This is a genomic window from Bradyrhizobium sp. CB3481 (genome assembly GCF_029714305.1).
GTDB lineage: Bacteria > Pseudomonadota > Alphaproteobacteria > Rhizobiales > Xanthobacteraceae > Bradyrhizobium.
On record NZ_CP121647.1, the window covers coordinates 7,010,189 to 7,026,460 of the forward strand.

At 61.2% G+C, this 16,272-nt stretch carries 13 protein-coding genes; 3 read left to right on the forward strand and 10 right to left on the reverse strand.

Going from position 1 to position 16,272, the window contains the following annotated elements; all coding sequences use genetic code 11:
* Nucleotides 1-16: 16 nt before the first annotated feature.
* The 4 genes from QA643_RS33940 to QA643_RS33955 form a co-directional block, all read right to left on the reverse strand.
* Nucleotides 17-1,162, reverse strand: a complete 1,146-nt coding sequence (locus tag QA643_RS33940) for a DUF898 family protein (RefSeq protein WP_283035021.1) — start codon at nucleotides 1,160-1,162, stop codon at nucleotides 17-19.
* A 282-nt stretch (nucleotides 1,163-1,444) separates the two neighbouring features.
* Nucleotides 1,445-1,891, reverse strand: coding sequence for a DUF4440 domain-containing protein (locus QA643_RS33945; protein ID WP_283030003.1), 447 nt, complete (start codon nucleotides 1,889-1,891; stop codon nucleotides 1,445-1,447).
* A 106-nt stretch (nucleotides 1,892-1,997) separates the two neighbouring features.
* The gene (locus QA643_RS33950; protein ID WP_283030004.1) at nucleotides 1,998-2,690 is read right to left on the reverse strand and encodes a winged helix-turn-helix transcriptional regulator; all 693 of its coding nucleotides are present in this window, start codon (nucleotides 2,688-2,690) and stop codon (nucleotides 1,998-2,000) included.
* A gap of 75 nt (nucleotides 2,691-2,765) precedes the next feature.
* Nucleotides 2,766-3,938 carry an isovaleryl-CoA dehydrogenase gene (locus QA643_RS33955; protein WP_283030005.1) on the reverse strand — a complete coding sequence of 391 codons (1,173 nt, stop codon included), beginning with the start codon at nucleotides 3,936-3,938 and terminating at the stop codon, nucleotides 2,766-2,768.
* A gap of 212 nt (nucleotides 3,939-4,150) precedes the next feature.
* On the opposite strand from QA643_RS33955, the gene QA643_RS33960 reads away from it, so the two are divergent.
* Both QA643_RS33960 and QA643_RS33965 read left to right on the forward strand, forming a co-directional pair.
* Complete coding sequence (locus QA643_RS33960; protein WP_283030006.1) at nucleotides 4,151-5,422, forward strand: cytochrome P450; 1,272 nt, start codon at nucleotides 4,151-4,153, stop codon at nucleotides 5,420-5,422.
* Between the two features lie 42 nt (nucleotides 5,423-5,464).
* Nucleotides 5,465-6,739: a cytochrome P450 gene (locus QA643_RS33965; protein WP_283030007.1), complete on the forward strand. Its 1,275-nt coding sequence runs from the start codon at nucleotides 5,465-5,467 to the stop codon at nucleotides 6,737-6,739.
* A 97-nt stretch (nucleotides 6,740-6,836) separates the two neighbouring features.
* Here the strand turns inward: QA643_RS33965 and QA643_RS33970 are convergent, their stop codons facing one another.
* The 6 genes from QA643_RS33970 to QA643_RS33995 form a co-directional block, all read right to left on the reverse strand.
* Nucleotides 6,837-6,968 (reverse strand): hypothetical protein, encoded by a 132-nt coding sequence (locus tag QA643_RS33970; protein WP_283030008.1) that lies wholly within the window; start codon nucleotides 6,966-6,968, stop codon nucleotides 6,837-6,839.
* Between the two features lie 136 nt (nucleotides 6,969-7,104).
* The gene (locus QA643_RS33975) at nucleotides 7,105-7,545 is read right to left on the reverse strand and encodes a hypothetical protein (protein ID WP_283030009.1); all 441 of its coding nucleotides are present in this window, start codon (nucleotides 7,543-7,545) and stop codon (nucleotides 7,105-7,107) included.
* Entirely contained in the window at nucleotides 7,546-7,761 is a 216-nt protein-coding gene (locus QA643_RS33980; protein ID WP_283030010.1) for a hypothetical protein, read from the reverse strand.
* Between the two features lie 149 nt (nucleotides 7,762-7,910).
* A complete protein-coding gene (locus QA643_RS33985) occupies nucleotides 7,911-9,131 on the reverse strand; it encodes an ABC transporter substrate-binding protein (protein WP_283030011.1) in 1,221 nt (406 codons plus the stop codon).
* 168 nt (nucleotides 9,132-9,299) lie between these two features.
* Nucleotides 9,300-10,112: a tetratricopeptide repeat protein gene (locus QA643_RS33990; protein ID WP_283030012.1), complete on the reverse strand. Its 813-nt coding sequence runs from the start codon at nucleotides 10,110-10,112 to the stop codon at nucleotides 9,300-9,302.
* A 45-nt stretch (nucleotides 10,113-10,157) separates the two neighbouring features.
* Complete coding sequence (locus QA643_RS33995; protein ID WP_283030013.1) at nucleotides 10,158-10,607, reverse strand: FecR family protein; 450 nt, start codon at nucleotides 10,605-10,607, stop codon at nucleotides 10,158-10,160.
* Nucleotides 10,608-11,563: 956 nt separating this feature from the next.
* On the opposite strand from QA643_RS33995, the gene QA643_RS34000 reads away from it, so the two are divergent.
* Nucleotides 11,564-16,243 (forward strand): VCBS domain-containing protein, encoded by a 4,680-nt coding sequence (locus QA643_RS34000; protein WP_283030014.1) that lies wholly within the window; start codon nucleotides 11,564-11,566, stop codon nucleotides 16,241-16,243.
* The last annotated feature ends 29 nt before the right edge of the window (nucleotides 16,244-16,272 follow it).

The following is a 16,272-nucleotide window of genomic DNA, read 5'->3' on the forward strand; positions in this document are numbered from 1 at the left end:
GCCATCAAAGCTCCAATCAGAAGCCGCCGACATCGAGGCCGTCGGCAAATCCCTCGCCGAGTGCATTGGCCAGATCGCCGCGCGCCGCGACGTTGGCCGCAGCCTCGAGGCCGCTCACGTTGACCGAACCGAGCACCCTCACCCAGAGATCGCGCAACAGATAGACCCGGATCACGATGTTCATCGCCAGCGCGAACACGAGATAGCCGAGGCCTGCCAGCACCAGGAGCGGAATGCTCTTCATGAACTCCTGCGACTTGAAGAACTCAGTGAATGACCCGTCGGTCATGCTGGCGACCAGCACTGCTGCGAGGCCCAGATAGACCGAGAAGACCAGCCCAAACACGACGATCCAGCCGATCACTTTCCAGTACAGCCCGATCAGATCGCCTTTTCGCAGCGTCGATTCCACGCGCACGCCGCCGAACCGGATGCCCGACAGCCACCAGCGCCATTCGATCGCCTTGTACGCGCCGTAAATGAAGGGCGCGATCGGCGTCACATAGATTGCAATCGGCGTCAGCAGCCACAGCCACCACCCGCGCTTGAAGAACTCCCAGCCGCGGCCCTCGAAACTTCCCTGCAGGTCGCCGTAATGGGAATGGCGCATCTTGTAGCGTTCGAGCGCCGCATTGCGCCAAGGCAGGATCAGCCCGAGCGTGAGGATCATCGACAGCCCCCATAGCGACGCCTGCAGCGCATAGATCCATCCCGAGCCGGTCATCCAGAACCGCACGCCGCGCCACACCGTGCGCGTCAGGCGGTAACGCCGCGCCCGGTAGATCGCGAACTGGCCGAATACATAGAAGAAGGCGACCAGCGGAATACTGGCAAAGGCCTGGATGTGCTCGGCCTCGAGGCCGACAAGGAAATAGCCGACATAGACCGGCATCAGGATCGCGAGCGCAACCAAAAATCCGATCAACAGCTCCTTGCCGCGGCCGGTATATTCGGCGGCATCGCCGCCGACCTGCGTGTTGGCCCAGAGATGCCTGCGGATATCGGTAAGCAGCCAGAAGCGATAGAAACCGAGGGTAACGAGCTCCAGCCCAGCGCCGCGCTTGACCAGATCGAAGAATTCGCGCCGGTTGCCGGAAAACGCCACCGGCATCGGCGGCGGTACGGAAGGCATCGGCGGCGGCACCTGCGGCGGCCAGGTCATCTGGTTCACGGATCAACTCCAGGGTGATTTGTCGCGGATCAAATCACGAAATTGTCGGCCGTTGTGTGACCCAGGTCCCACAATCGCTTGCTATGGTGGCAAACTCACTAATCGAGATGGGCGGATATCGGTTGATCTGCGTCCGCTTTGCAGCGGTTTTTGTGGACTGGCGCCGAACATCACTCGAAGCCCGATAAGGGCAAAATCGGGTGCATGTCATCTATCACTTGAGCCGCATCAGGTCTGTGGCTGTCCGGCCGGATGGCTGTGGCACCCGCGTATTCACTCTCTAACGAACATATGAGACTTTATCTTCCACTGCCCGTCGGCTTGGCGTTCAAGGAGCCTCACGGTGCTGCCAGAAATTGGCGCGGCCTTCTCATTCATCACCAACGTGGCCGTGAAATGGGAGGTGGTATAGGCATAGTTCCCGACGGGTAACACATCGACCAGTTCAACCTTGTGGTTTCTGACGCTTCTTCCCCGCCCGGCAAAGAAATCACGGATTGCCAGAGGGCCGGTGACGGGCCGCGCACCGGGCGGCATCAGTCTGCTGTCAGCGGTATACAATGGAAGCAGGGCATCGAAGTCTGCGTCGTTGATGGCGGCATCCCACTTGGCAGCCACCGAGGAAATTTCGTTGGCAAGTTGGTCTGCCCTTGCATGACCAACGCAAGCACAAACCAGGATCAACAGTACGGCGTAGGAAGGAAGAGAAGGGCGGCTCATCTTTGCCTCCTCTAGCTGAGATGCTTAGCGCATGAGCGCATTAGCAAACGTTACCGCTGAGCAAAACAGGACCACTAGTCCAAAAAGTGAACTGGAGAGAATGTCGTCAGCGGACTGAGGCTTGATCTGCCAGCGCAGGCGCCTCATCGGCATATTTGCTGCGTGGGAACCAAGTGTGCATGCTGTTTACAAGATGCTTAGAACCGTCGATCTCGATTTTGCCGAGCTCACGCGCCCGTAGCAGCGGCAGCTCGCCCATGAAAATCTGCACAAGTGTCCGCAGACTCGCATAGAGGCTGATATCGACCTCGAAACCGGGATCATCCCAGCAGAGATCGGCTTCCTCCTTCTTCACAACAAACCACCAGCACCTCGGCTGAGCGTCCGCAATCTCGACGTACAGCACGAAGTCGCATGGAATGTGCTTTAGATCGAACGAACGGCGCATATTCCACATCAGTCGGCCTGCGTGGAGTTCGTTGGGCGCGAGCTGGCTGCGTGCCCATCTGTGACCCCAACGACCCAATGCATCGATAATTGGCCGGGCTTCTCTGGCCGCTTGTGTTGGATGGTACTCCCAATGCCCGTTATCGCCCGATTGGCGTGAGATTAGCCCGGCTTCTTCTAGCGTCTGCAGGCGCTTGGAGAGAAGGCTCGGCGACATCTGAGGGATGCCGCGGCGAAGCTGGTTGAAGTGGCGGGACCCGAGCAACAGCTCGCGGAGCACCAGCGGAGTCCACCGCTCCGTAAGTATTTCCGCAGCTTTGGCTACGGGACAAAATGATCCATAGCCTTTCATGACGAGAACTCTACCATCACGCGGGCCGCCGCGGTAGTCCAGTTTCTGGACTATCCCAGGCGTGCAATCCGCAGCTTACGCCGTCTTCTCAAACAGCTCCCGCCCGATCAGCATACGCCGGATTTCGGATGTGCCGGCGCCGATTTCGTAGAGTTTGGCGTCGCGGAGCAGCCGCCCGGTCGGGTAGTCGTTGATGTAGCCGTTGCCGCCGAGGAGCTGGATGGCGTCGAGCGCGCATTGCGTGGCTTTTTCCGCCGCATAGAGAATCGCGCCGGCGGCATCCTCCCGCGTGGTTTCGCCGCGGTCGCAGGCCTTGGCCACCGCATAGACATAGGCGCGCGAGGCGTTCATCGTGGTGTACATGTCGGCGATCTTGCCCTGCACCAACTGAAACGTGCCGATCGGCTCGCCGAACTGCTTGCGCTCGTGGACGTAAGGCAGCACCACGTCCATGCAGGCCTGCATGATGCCGATCGGCCCCGCCGCCAGCACCGCGCGCTCATAGTCGAGGCCCGACATCAACACGTTGACGCCGCGGCCGACCTCGCCGAGCACGTTTTCTTCCGGCACCTCGCAATCCTCGAACAAGAGCTCGCAGGTGTCGGAACCGCGCATGCCAAGCTTGTCGAGTTTTTGCGCGGTGGAAAATCCCTTCATGCCCTTTTCGATCAGAAAGGCGGTCATGCCGCGCGGACCGGCCTCCGGATTGGTCTTGGCATAGACCACCAGCGTATCGGCCTCGGGGCCGTTGGTGATCCACATCTTGTTGCCGTTCAGCACGAAGCGGTCGCCCTTCTTCTCGGCGCGGGTCTTCATCGAGACCACGTCGGAACCTGCGCCGGGCTCTGACATCGCCAGCGAGCCGACATGCTCGCCGGAGATCAGTTTTGGCAAATATTTGCGCTTCTGCGCCGCGTTGCCGTTGCGGCGGATCTGGTTGACGCAGAGGTTGGAATGCGCGCCGTAGGACAGGCCGACCGCGGCGGAAGCGCGGGATATTTCCTCGACCGCGATGCAGTGCTCGAGATAGCCTAGGCTGGCGCCGCCATACTCCTCCTCGACCGTGATGCCGTGCAGGCCGAGCGCCCCTATTTTGGGCCAGAGGTCGCGCGGGAATTGATTGCTGCGGTCGATTTCGGTGGCGCGCGGGGCGATTTCGTTCTGCGAAAATGAGTGCACGGTTTCGCGAATTGCGTCCGCAGTCTCGCCAAGATCGAAATTGAGCATCCGATGGACGTTGGAGATCATGGTCGCCTCCCGGCGGAATTAAACGTTGTTTCAAACAGACTTAGTCTTCGAGACTGCCGTTGTCACGCGACGAAATGAGCGCAGCCCACCCGCCGTTGCTGCGGCCAAATGCACTGAACTCGCCCTTGCGCCGGGCCACGGCTCGGGATGTAATAGGGTAAAACATCACCCGTTCGGCATGCTTCGCGCGGGGAAATTTGGGAGAGCGGCTCATGCAAGGAACCATCGATCTCGCCGGAGATTCCCATCTGCGGGCCGCGCGCGATGCGGCTCGGTCCACTCCGCTTGTCGATTTCGATGTCGGCAATCCCGACCTGTTCAAGAGCGATACGTTCTGGCCGTATTTCGACCGGCTGCGCCGCGAGGAGCCGGTGCACTACTGCAAGGACTCGATGTTCGGTCCCTATTGGTCGGTAACCAAATACAACGACATCATGGACATCGAGACCAACCACGCGGTGTTCTCGTCGGCGGCCTCGCTCGGCGGCATCACCATCCGTGACGTCGCGCCGGACCTGCGCCGCGAGAGCTTCATCGCCATGGACCAGCCGCGCCACTCCGCCCAGCGCAAGACGGTGGCGCCGATGTTCACGCCGACGCATCTGGATCAACTTGCGATCAACATCCGCAAACGCTCGGCCGAATGCCTCGACAACCTTCCGAAGAACGAGGTGTTCGACTGGGTCGATCAGGTCTCGATCGAACTCACCACGCAGATGCTCGCCGTGCTGTTCGACTTTCCCTGGGAGGATCGCCGCAAGTTGACGCGCTGGTCGGACGTTGCGACCACGATTCCCGGCCCCGGCGGCCTCGTCGCGTCAGAGGAGGAACGGCAGGCCGAGCTGATGGAATGCGCGACCTATTTCGCGAAGCTTTGGAAGGAGCGCGTCAACGCGCCGCCGAAGAGCGATCTGTTGTCGATGATGGCGCACAGCGACGCCACGCGCGACATGGACCCGAAGAATTTTCTCGGCAATCTGATCCTATTGATCGTCGGCGGCAACGACACCACGCGCAACACGCTGTCCGGCAGCGTCTATGCGCTGAACAAGAATCCGGACCAGTATCGCAAACTGCGCGACAACCCCGACCTGATCGATAGCTTCGTGCCCGAGGTGATCCGCTGGCAGACGCCGCTAGCGCATATGCGCCGCACCGCCTTGGAAGACATCGAATTCAGAGGCAAGCAGTTCAAGAAGGGCGACAAGGTCGTGATGTGGTACGTCTCCGGCAACCGTGACGAGGACGTGATCGACCGCCCCTACGAGTTCATCATTGACCGCGCCCGCCCGCGCACCCACCTTTCCTTCGGCTTCGGTATCCACCGCTGCGTCGGAATCCGGCTGGCCGAGCTACAACTCAGGATAATCTGGGAAGAAATTCTCAAGCGCTACGATAATATTGAACTGGCCGACGAACCGAAGCGGGTGTATTCGAGTTTCGTCAAGGGCTACGAGACCCTGCCGGTCCGCATCGCCGCCTAGCTATTCTCGTCGGAATTCAACGTCACCCGGGATGACCGTGCCATGAACGTCCAGACATCAATCAGCGCCGACCGAAAGGAGCTGCTTCGCGCCGCGCGCGAAGAAGCCTATTCGACGCCGCTGAAGGATTTTCATCCCGGTGCGCCAAAGCTGTTCCAGAACGATACCCTGTGGCCGTGGTTCGAGCGGCTGCGCAAGGAAGAGCCGGTGCATTACTGCACCAATTCACCGATCGAGCCCTATTGGTCGGTCACCAAGTACAACGACATCATGCATGTCGACACCAATCACGGCATCTTCTCCTCTGACTCCACGCTCGGCGGCATCTCGATCCGCGACGTGCCGCCCGGCTACGACTATCCAAGCTTCATCGCGATGGACCAGCCGCGGCATTCGGCGCAGCGCAAGACGGTGTCGCCGATGTTCACGCCGACGCACCTCGACGAGCTGGCCAAGCTGATCCGCGAGCGTTCGCAGAAGGTGCTCGACAATCTGCCGCGCAACGAGACCTTCAACTTCGTCGAGCGCGTCTCCATCGAGCTGACGACGCAGATGCTGGCGACTCTGTTCGACTTCCCCTGGGAGGAGCGGCGCAAACTGACGCGCTGGTCTGACGTCTCGACCGCGCTGCCCAAGAGCGGCGTCGTGGAATCGCCCGAGCAGCGCCGCCGCGAGATGGACGAGTGCTACGCTTATTTCTCAAAACTGTGGAACGAGCGCGTCAATGCGCCGCCGAAGAACGATCTATTGTCGATGATGGCGCACAGCGACGCCACGCGGCACATGGACCCTGACAACCTGATGGGCAACATCATCCTCTTGATCGTCGGCGGCAACGACACCACGCGCAACACCATGAGCGGCTCGGTGCTGGCGTTGAACGAGCACCCGGATCAATACCAGAAGCTGCGTGAAAACCCCGCGCTGATCGACACCATGGTGCCGGAAGTGATCCGCTGGCAGACGCCGCTCGCCCATATGCGCCGCACCGCGCTGGTCGATACGGAGATCGGCGGCAAGAAGATCAAAAAAGGCGACCGCGTCGTGATGTGGTACGTCTCCGGCAACCGCGACGAGGAAGGCATCGACCGTCCCGACGAGTTCATCATCGACCGCGCCCGCCCGCGCACCCATCTGTCGTTCGGCTTCGGCATCCACCGCTGCGTCGGCATGCGCCTAGCCGAGCTGCAGCTCAAGATCGTCTGGCAGGAAATGCTCAAGCGCTTCGACCGCATCGAGGTGGTCGGCGAGCCGAAGCGGGTCTATTCCAGCTTCGTGCGCGGCATCGAGCAATTGCCGGTGCGCATTCCGGGGTGATCACGGCGCGCGCAATCGCCGCTCCGCCGAAACGCCTGGCATTCATCTGTTGCAGGAAAGAAGCTGAGCCGAGAGGTCGCCGCGAACGTCGCCGACGTCAGCCGAAGAAGCCTCTTGCAACCGCCTTGAAGAACAAGGGCAAGCTTTCGATGAGCCGGCCACCGAAAAGTGTCCGGTCCGCCAGCGAAACAACAATACAGCATACCGATGCGGCGACGATGGCCTTCATCAGCTCAGCATGAGAGCGAAGTGCCTAATGATCGCTTAAAAGATTTCCTTATGGCGCTCCGCACTATTACGGACGAGACCTCTTATCGGTGCACTTGTGAACACATCGAGGCCGCCGCCTGGGCGAATTCCGATCGCTAGAGGAAGACGTTCCAGATCGCGACCCGCGCATTGCTCAGCCGCTCCTCGCCATCGAATTCCAAGTCGATGATCCATTGCTTGGAGCCGAGGACGTTTGCCGTCAAAGCCTGGCAATTGACCGGCCCGGCGCCCTGGCAGTCGAGCTTCTCCTTGCGGAGCAGGGCGATGGCGGCCGCCCTGTCTGTTCCCAGCGGCATCGCCTTCAAGAGCACGTCGCGCGCCGGCTCCGAGTTATTCGTGCTCTGCTTTTCTGCCGCGCGCATTTCGCCAAGCAGGCGGTGCTCCCGATAGAAGCTGTCCACCTCGGCGGTCTGGTACCAAAACCAAAGCCATGCCGTGACAAACAGCGCGGCTGGCAGCGCCATGAGCGCCAGCAAAATGACCAGCGCGGTTCTGACGAATTGCCGCACGGGGCTCACCGCTTCCAAGGATGCCAATTAGGGCCTCACATCGCTCTCATAGCCGCGCGGCGAACCGTCCCCGCCAACCAACTGCAGCGTTCCTTCCTTGAAGGAAGCGTAGTTGCGTTGCCCGGCTTCAATCCAGACACAACTGACCAACGGTTCGTTGGACGAATGAGACACCTCGCGGTCCACCACCATGATCGGGCCGCCGCTTTTGTGCCTGACGAGATTGCCGGGGCGAAGCCACATCTTTCTTTCCGATGCATCCGTGTCCCGAAGCTGTATACAGGCTGCCCTTCGGCACAGTTACCCGGTTCATTCAAAACCGAGCAAATCGAGCGATGTTCGTTGAGGGCAGCATCCACCCTCACCGTCCCGCCGCAGGAAATCAACTCGGTCTACTTGTCGGCACCGGCAAACGCGGTTTCGAGGACATCGCCGATCGGCTGCCAGGTACGGCCATCGAACTGAACCAGCCGCATGTGCTTGATGGGACGGAAATTCCACGGGCCGGTGCTGATCTTGATGCCGGGCAGCAGAACGGAGCCCTGATAATCCTTAAGCGCCGCAGCCTGCTTCATGACATTCTCGCGCGACAGGTCGTCGCCGCACTGCCTCAGCACCTGCGCCAATGTCTCGGCGGCCGCGTAGCCGAACATGGCGGCGCTTTCATCGCTGCCGCCGGCGCCGCGATAGTTTTCCAGAAACGACTGCCAGTCGGCGCCTGACTGTTCGTCCTTCCAGGCCGGATCGTCCGCGTCCTTCAGATAGGCGGCGGTGGTCACGCCCACCGCGTTTTCGACACCCGCGGGTTTCAGCCCGCCCCCAATCGACGAAGCCATCTGGTTCATGATGAACACCGGATGCCAGTCGAGGCTCGCCGCCAGGCGGATCACCTTCGCAGCGTTTTCAGGCACGCCCGCGAACACCAGAATTTCGGCTCCCGATCGCTTCAGGATCGATACGTGCGTATCAAGATGCTCATCCCTGAGATCATAGGCGATGCCGACCCTGATCATGCGTGCGACGGGACCGAGGCCATCCTCCATGCCCTTGATGACCTCGCGGCCGAAATGATCGTTCTGCCAGAGGGCGACGATCCGCTTGCCCGGATAAAACGCCTGAATGTAGTTGGCATAGATGCGCCCCTCCTCGCGGAACGAGGGTTGCCAGCCCATGGTCCATGGAAACAGCGATGGATCGCTGAGATGATCGTCGCCGGACGCCACGAACAGCTGGGGAATCTGCCGCTCATTGAGATATTTGCGGACCGCAAAATTGCCCGGCGTGCCGAACGAGCCGAACATCAGGAGCACCTTGTCTTCCTCGACGAGCGTGCGCGTCAGATTGAGCGCGGAGGCAGGATCGGACTTGTCGTCATAGGAGATGAAGCGCACCTTGCGGCCGTTGATGCCGCCGCGCGCGTTGAGCGTTTCGAAATAGGCCGTCTCGGCCTTGCCGATCGCCCCGAAAATCGAAAGGCCCCCGCTATAGGGCATGAGATTGCCGATGCGGATTTCGTCATCGCTCACCCCCTCCTGGCGCAAGCGTTCGGAAATCGCGCCCAGCGACGCGAGCGCGACGACGACCGCCAGAACGGCCCGGAGCAGCGTGGTCATGGCAGGAACCCGACTGAAGAGAGCGCGTCCTCTAACTTTCGAGCCGGCCGGATTGATCCCTTGATCTAGATCAACAGTGGGCGAGTTCCCGGCAGCCAGCTGCAACTAGCGGTCATGAGGGGCGGTACCGAACGGAGTCTTCAGGCTGCACTTACATGCGACCCATGATTACCGAACGCCAAAATCCAAGAACTTGTCGGCGACCTCGGCATCGATCGACCTCGCCGCAGCAATATCCGCATTGCCATCAGCCATGCCGGTTTTGAGCTTGGCAAATCCACGGCCATAAAGCGCGCTTGCCAGCTTCGGATCAAGACGTAGCGCGGAATTGTAGTCGGCGATGGCGGCACCGGCCTGCCCCATCTTCAGACGGATCAGTCCGCGGGAATCGTACGTTGCGGCGTTGTCCGGCTCGGTCTGCAGCGCCTTGTCGCAGTCCTCCAGTGCCGCCTGCAATGCACCGACGACAGCTCGGCTCCAGCAACGGCCGCTCCAGGCGGCCCGCAAACCAGGATCGATCCGGATCGCCTCGTCGAAGTCCCGCGCCGCGCGATCGTAGTCCCGCTTTTTCAGGTGGGCCATCGCGCGGTTCGCGAACGCCTCGGCGTAGTCGGCCTTGAGCCTGATCGCCTCATCGAAAGCCCTGATCGCAACGTCATATTCGCCCTTTCTGAGGTACGCGACGCCGCGATTGTTGAGCGGCTTGGTGTAGGTCTGATTGAGCTTGATCGATTGGTCGAAGTCCTGGATGGCGCGGTCGTAGTCTTGCTTTGCGACATAGGCATTGCCGCGATTATTGTAGGCGATCGGCAGTGCCGCCGCGCTGCCCTGCACCGTCTGGATGAGCGCCGTGCAACCTTCGATGCGGGCTTCAGGCGACGCGGCGCCTTTGCCGTTGCACAATTCAGTATTCTTTAGATAATCGTTCTTCTGTCCTGGCCCCTGCGCCGCTGCGGGCCATCCGAGCAGCAGGACGAGCATGGGGGCCATCGCCTCGAAGCCCAGGCCTGCCCGCAAAGAAATCACCTAGCATCCCCGGCAGATCTTCAAGTTGAACCTGTCGCGGTCCTGCGGCTCGGCTCGCTGCTCAGCGGCAGGCGCCGAGCGCTTCGCAACCTTGTGCTTGCCCGCTTCGATCAGCGTCGAGAATTTCACGGCGCCATCTTCCGAAATCTCGACATGGGGCGTCGTGCCTCGAATGCCCATCGTTGCGACCGGCGTATCGACTTTCATGTCGCCGCTCTTTGCGACATTACCGGCCACGAAGGTGATCGTTCCGCTCGTCAGATTGAACAAGGTCGAATTCGATTTGCTGTTCGGATCGTAGACGAATTCGTCCAACGCGATCCGCGCGTTGCTCGACAGATTGAACGAGCTGCCATCGGCAAAGTTGATGCCGATCCGTCCATCGGCGCCTGTCTTCACCACATCGCCCTGATAGACCACGTCACCGACCTTGGTCTCCTGCCCGCTCATACTTGCCTGAACGACCTTGGCGCTGGCGCGCTCAATCGAGACCGAACCGGTGGCAACGACAACTTTGCCAATCGCCTTAGACGGGGCATCCAGAACGGCCGGCCGTGGCGGTGCGATTTGGGCCTGAGAATAACCAGGGAAACAGCCAGCCAGCGTCAAAACAAAACCGGCAACTAATACGAGATTCTTTTGCGTAACCATGACCCTCCCCTTTCGAGAAGATCCCGTTCGCGTAACGGTCCGCTGGTTTACTCAAGAACAACCAAACGCTGCACCACGTCTAATGCGCTGTAGTCCAATGTAGTGTGGTAGTCCAATGCCGACCACTTCAAATATTTTTCAAATTGTACTCCCAGGACTTGCGTGGTGCCACAAAAAGGGCGCACGTTGGCCGTCAAGATGAATTCAATAATTCTTGAGGGGGCCGGACACGTTCGCGGCGAAACAAGCTTGACGCCGCCCTGGGCACGTCTTCCCCCTGAAGATACTAGGTTATTTGATCAGACATTTCGGCGGGCAGCCTAAGGCTGGCCGGCGCCAGAAATTTTGGACCTCCGGGCGTCCGGCAAGCCAAAGCAAGAAGACGGCGGCGCCACGCTGGGCAGCGAGGTCAAGCCATGTCAGTTGCGTCCCATATTGCGTCCGGGGACCAGGCCGTTGCGGCCGCGCTTCCCCCAATCATCGGCAGCATCCAAGCAGCCATCGGTTGCGGTACCTGGACGCCTGCCGGTGGTGTTGATGTTCAAGCGATGGCCGGCGATCCCATTCGTCAAGGCGATTTGGTCGAGACTGCGGCCGACGGACAGATCGCGATCAGCATGATCGACGGCACCCAATTCGTCCTGTCGCACGACACGCGGGTGATCTTTGACGGCTTCGTCTGCGATCCCGGCTGTGCCTCGCAATCACCGCTGTTCGCGGTGGACAAGGGATCATTCGCCTTCGTTGCCGGCCGGATGGCAAAGACCGGTTCGCTCCGGATCGACACGCCGGTCGGAATCATTCGCGGCCGGGCCCAAGCTGGCGGGTTTGGCATGCTGTCGCTCACGGCGCTCACGTTCGCAGTGATGAGCGATGTCAAGGCGGCCGACCCTGACGCGACGTTCCTGGACGACGACAATATTGCGTACAAGGATCTTGAACACGGCGCGTTCGAGCTCTGGACCAAGGAGGCGATCCCGAGGCACATCATCGTCGAAGATCCCAGTGAGACGGTCGTGCTTACCAGGAGAGGCTCCTCGGTCAACGTAAGCCAGGTCGCAAACTCCGCTATCCGCATGGAAGAATTGCAAGCGGCCCAGCAGGCCGTGCTGGCCAACTACGCCAAGGGCTATGGGCCCGGCGGATCCAGCACTCCCTATTATCTCGATTTGCCGAAGCTGCAGCCGATCAACTACGGCCAAGCCGGCGGCTCGACGCCGCTAGGCACGCTCCCACCGCTGCCGGAGGGTCCAAGTCCCTTCGTCATCGAACCGTTCATTCCGCCGCCCCAGCCACCGTCATTGAATTCGGCAACTGGCCCGACCCTGATCGATACGGCCGCACTCGATCTCTTCATCGCGTCCGGAGGAAGTTTCGCCGCCAGCAGCTCCGAGCCAGGAGCGACGCTGACCTTCGGCATCGGCGGCGGCACCGCCGGCAATACGGTGATGGAAGGCATCACCTACAATATTTCGAAGGCAGGCCTCTACGGCACACTCTTTCTTAACAGCACCACCGGCGCCTACCTCTACGTCCCGAACAATGCCGCGGTGAACGCGCTGTCGGCACCTACGACCGAAAATTTCACAATCACGGTTTCGGACGGCACGCTGTCGGTCAGTCAAACCTACACGGTCATCATCAACGGCACGAATGACGCCGCGATTATTGCCGGCACCATCACCGGTTCGGTGACCGAGGCCAGTGGCACCGTTGCTGGCACTTCGACCGCGACCGGCACGCTCACTGACACTGACGTCGATAATCCACCCAACACCTTCACCGAAGTCAGCTCGGCGACACCGAGCGCGAAGGGCTACGGCACGTTCACGATAACAGCGGCGGGCGTGTGGACCTACACGCTCGACAATACCAATGCCGCGGTGCAGGCGCTCAACGTCGGCACTACGCTGATCGATACCTTCACTGTGGCCACGATAGATGGCACCACCCAGCTGGTGACGATCACCATCACCGGCGCCAATGATGCGGCCGTCATTTCCGGCGCGAAGACCGGATCGGTGGTCGAGGCGAGCGGTACTTCGCCGGGCACCCCCGTCGCGACCGGCACGCTCACCGATACCGACGTCGACAATGTGGCCAACAGCTTCATCGCCGTGCTCTCACCGACCACGAGCAACAACGGCTATGGTAGCTTCATCATGACCGCGGCCGGCGTGTGGACCTACACGCTCGACAACGCCAATGCTGCCGTGCAGGCGCTCAATACCGGTGAGACACTGACCGACACCTTCACCGTGGCCACCGTGGACGGCACCACGCAGGTGGTGACGATCACCATCACCGGCGCCAATGATGCCGCGATCGTTTCCGGCACCATCACCGGCGCGGTGGTCGAGGCCGGCACCTCCGCACCCGGCACGCCGGTCGCGACCGGTGCGCTCACTGCCTCCGACGCCGACAATGCCGCGAATGCCTTCACAGCCGTTAGTTCGCCGACCGCGAGCAGCAAAGGTTACGGCAGCTTCACCATGACCGCGGCCGGCGTGTGGACCTATACGCTGGACAACAGCAACCCCGCGGTGCAGGCCCTCAATGTCGGCGGCACGCTGACCGACACCTTCACGGTTACCACCGTGGACGGCACGACGCAGGTCGTGACGATCACGATTGCCGGCACCAACGACGCTGCGGTCATTTTCGGTACCACCACCGGCTCGGTGATCGAAGCAGGCACCGCCGCGCCCGGTGCGCCCGTTGCGACCGGCACGCTCGCCGATACCGACGTCGACAACGCGGCCAACACCTTTGCGGCGGTCAGCTCCCCGGCTGCGAGTAGCAAAGGATACGGCAGCTTCACCATGACCGCGGCCGGCGTGTGGACCTACACGCTCGACAATACCAACTCCGCCGTGCAGGCGCTCAATGCCGGCGAGACGCTGACCGACACCTTCACCGTGGCCACCGTGGATGGCACCACGCAGGTCGTGACGATCACCATCACCGGCGCCAATGATGCGGCCGTGATTTCCGGCACCAAGACCGGATCGGTCGTCGAGGCTACCGGGACCGCGGCCGGCATCCCCGTCGCGACCGGCACGCTCACCGATGTCGACGTCGACAATGCGGACAACAGTTTCGTAGCGGTAACATCGCCCGCTGCAAGCAGCAAAGGCTACGGCAGCTTCACCATCACGGCGGCCGGCGTGTGGACCTACACGCTCGACAATACTAACCCTGCCGTGCAGGCGCTCAATGTCGGCGGTACGCTGACCGACACTTTCACGGTGGCCGCCGTGGACGGCACGACGCAGGTGATGACGATCACCATCGCCGGCGCCAATGACGCAGCGGTCATTTCCGGCGCCACGACCGGCTCGGTGACCGAGGCCGGCACCACCACGCCGGGCACGCCCGTTGCGACCGGCACGCTTACCGATACCGACGTCGACAATGCGGCCAACACCTTCGCGGCGGTCAGCTCGCCGACAGCGAGCACCAAAGGCTACGGCACGTTCATGATAACCGTGGCCGGCGTGTGGACCTACATGCTGGACAACAACAATAGCACGGTGCAGGCCCTTGATCCCGGCGAGACGCTGACCGACACGTTCACCGTCGCCACGATCGACGGCACGACACAGACGGTGACCATCGTCATCCACGGCAGCAGCGATGCAGACCCCAACGATTTCGACAATCTGGCCCTGGGGGACCATGTCATCGTCGATGCGCCCTATGTTTACGGAACGCCGAACGGCGAGAACATCGCGGGCGGCGGCGATGAATTTCAGATCGTCTACGCCGGCGCCGGCAATGACACCGTCAACGGCACCGGCAAGGATGACATTCTGTATTCGGGATCCGGCAACGATACGATCAAGGGAAACGACGGCAACGACACCATCTACGGCGGATCCGGAAACGACACTGTCAACGGCAACAACGGCAGCGATACCATCACGGGTGGATTCGGCGCTGACCAGCTGACGGGCAGCAATGGCGATGACGTGTTCGTCTATTTGTCCGTTGCCGATTCCAACTCGAGCCAGTTCGACACCATTACCGATTTCGCGTCAGGTTCGGACAAGATCAACCTGGCGGCGCTTGGCGCGCTGGCATTCCTGCACCTGACCTCGACAAGCACGCCGGTGCCGCCGCATACCATCGCCTGGATCTACAACAGCGCGAGCAATGAAACGATCGTCTACGTGAATCCGACCGATACCACCCTGAAAATCGGCGATTCGTCCCTCCTGGAAATTCACTTGCAGGGCATCGTCTCCGTTCAGGAGTCGGATTTCATCTTTCAGGCGGCAGATACCGTTGTTGCAGCCAGCGAAGCCATTGACCTCGCGCTTGAGACTCTCGTAGTGGCCGACGCCGCCGCAGTTACGGAGGCCAGCGCTGAAACATCCGCCAGCACCAACGATGCCTTGATCGCCAGCGACAGCTCCGGTTGGGTCCTGTCAGCAACCGACGAAAGCTCCCAGTTCCATTTCAAGCCCGACGTCGGTTCAGTCGGCTCGGTCAAGCTTGCGCATTTTGGCGAAACCTCGGCCTCTGCGATGGTCGACAGCGACGAAGCAACCGTTGCACTGACAGCTGGATCGGCGATCGAGCCCTGGGACGAATACACTGCGACGCCAACGGAGAGTCTCTTCACGTTCCATCAAGAATCAATCCAGGCCAATGCAGGCGCCGTTACGATCGGCGAAACAACCTTGATGTCTCCGATCGGTACGATCCAATCTCTCGGCTTCACGGCTACGTATGCGGTCGCCGCCTCGCAACATGTCGAACATGGCGTATCGCCCGTCGCCGGCGCGAACCACCCGTCGCAGCATGAGTCGCACGCCGCCGCCGGCTCCAACGATCCTGATCCGCCGGCAAATGCTGTCGCCGCCTCACAGCTCGCCCAGCTTGGGGTAACACCGGGCAGCGGCGCGGGCCACCAGCCATCGCAGCATGAGCCGCATGCCGCGTCCCAGCAATCCGGCTTCAACGGTCCTCATACGCCGGCGAATGCCGTCGCCGCATCACAGCTTGCCCAGCTTGGAGTCACACCGGGCAGCGGCGCGAGCCACCAGCAATCGCAGCATGAGCCGCATACAGCGTCTCAGCAATCCGGCCCCAGCGAGCCTCATTTACCACTGTCCTCTCCTCCGGCGGCCGCCAACCCAAGCCACCAAGCCGATCACGCGAGCGGCGGTCCAGCACCGGCGGTGAACGACCCCGGCCACGGCAATTCATTCCATTTCAAGAACGAGGTTGCCGCCATACACACCGAGCCGATCGTGTCGGTAGTAGAATTGAACTCCGCCCCCATTCCGGGCGCAGGCGGGCACGGTGCAGAACACGGTGGATCTGCGGCAATCCTGGAAACAGAAACGGCTGCGCTCTCTCAGACTGAACAGCACCCGGGCAGCCATGCCTATGTCGCGAGCCACGGGTCGCACGAGTTGTTGATCTGACAGAGTTGTCGAAGCCGGCAGCCACAGGT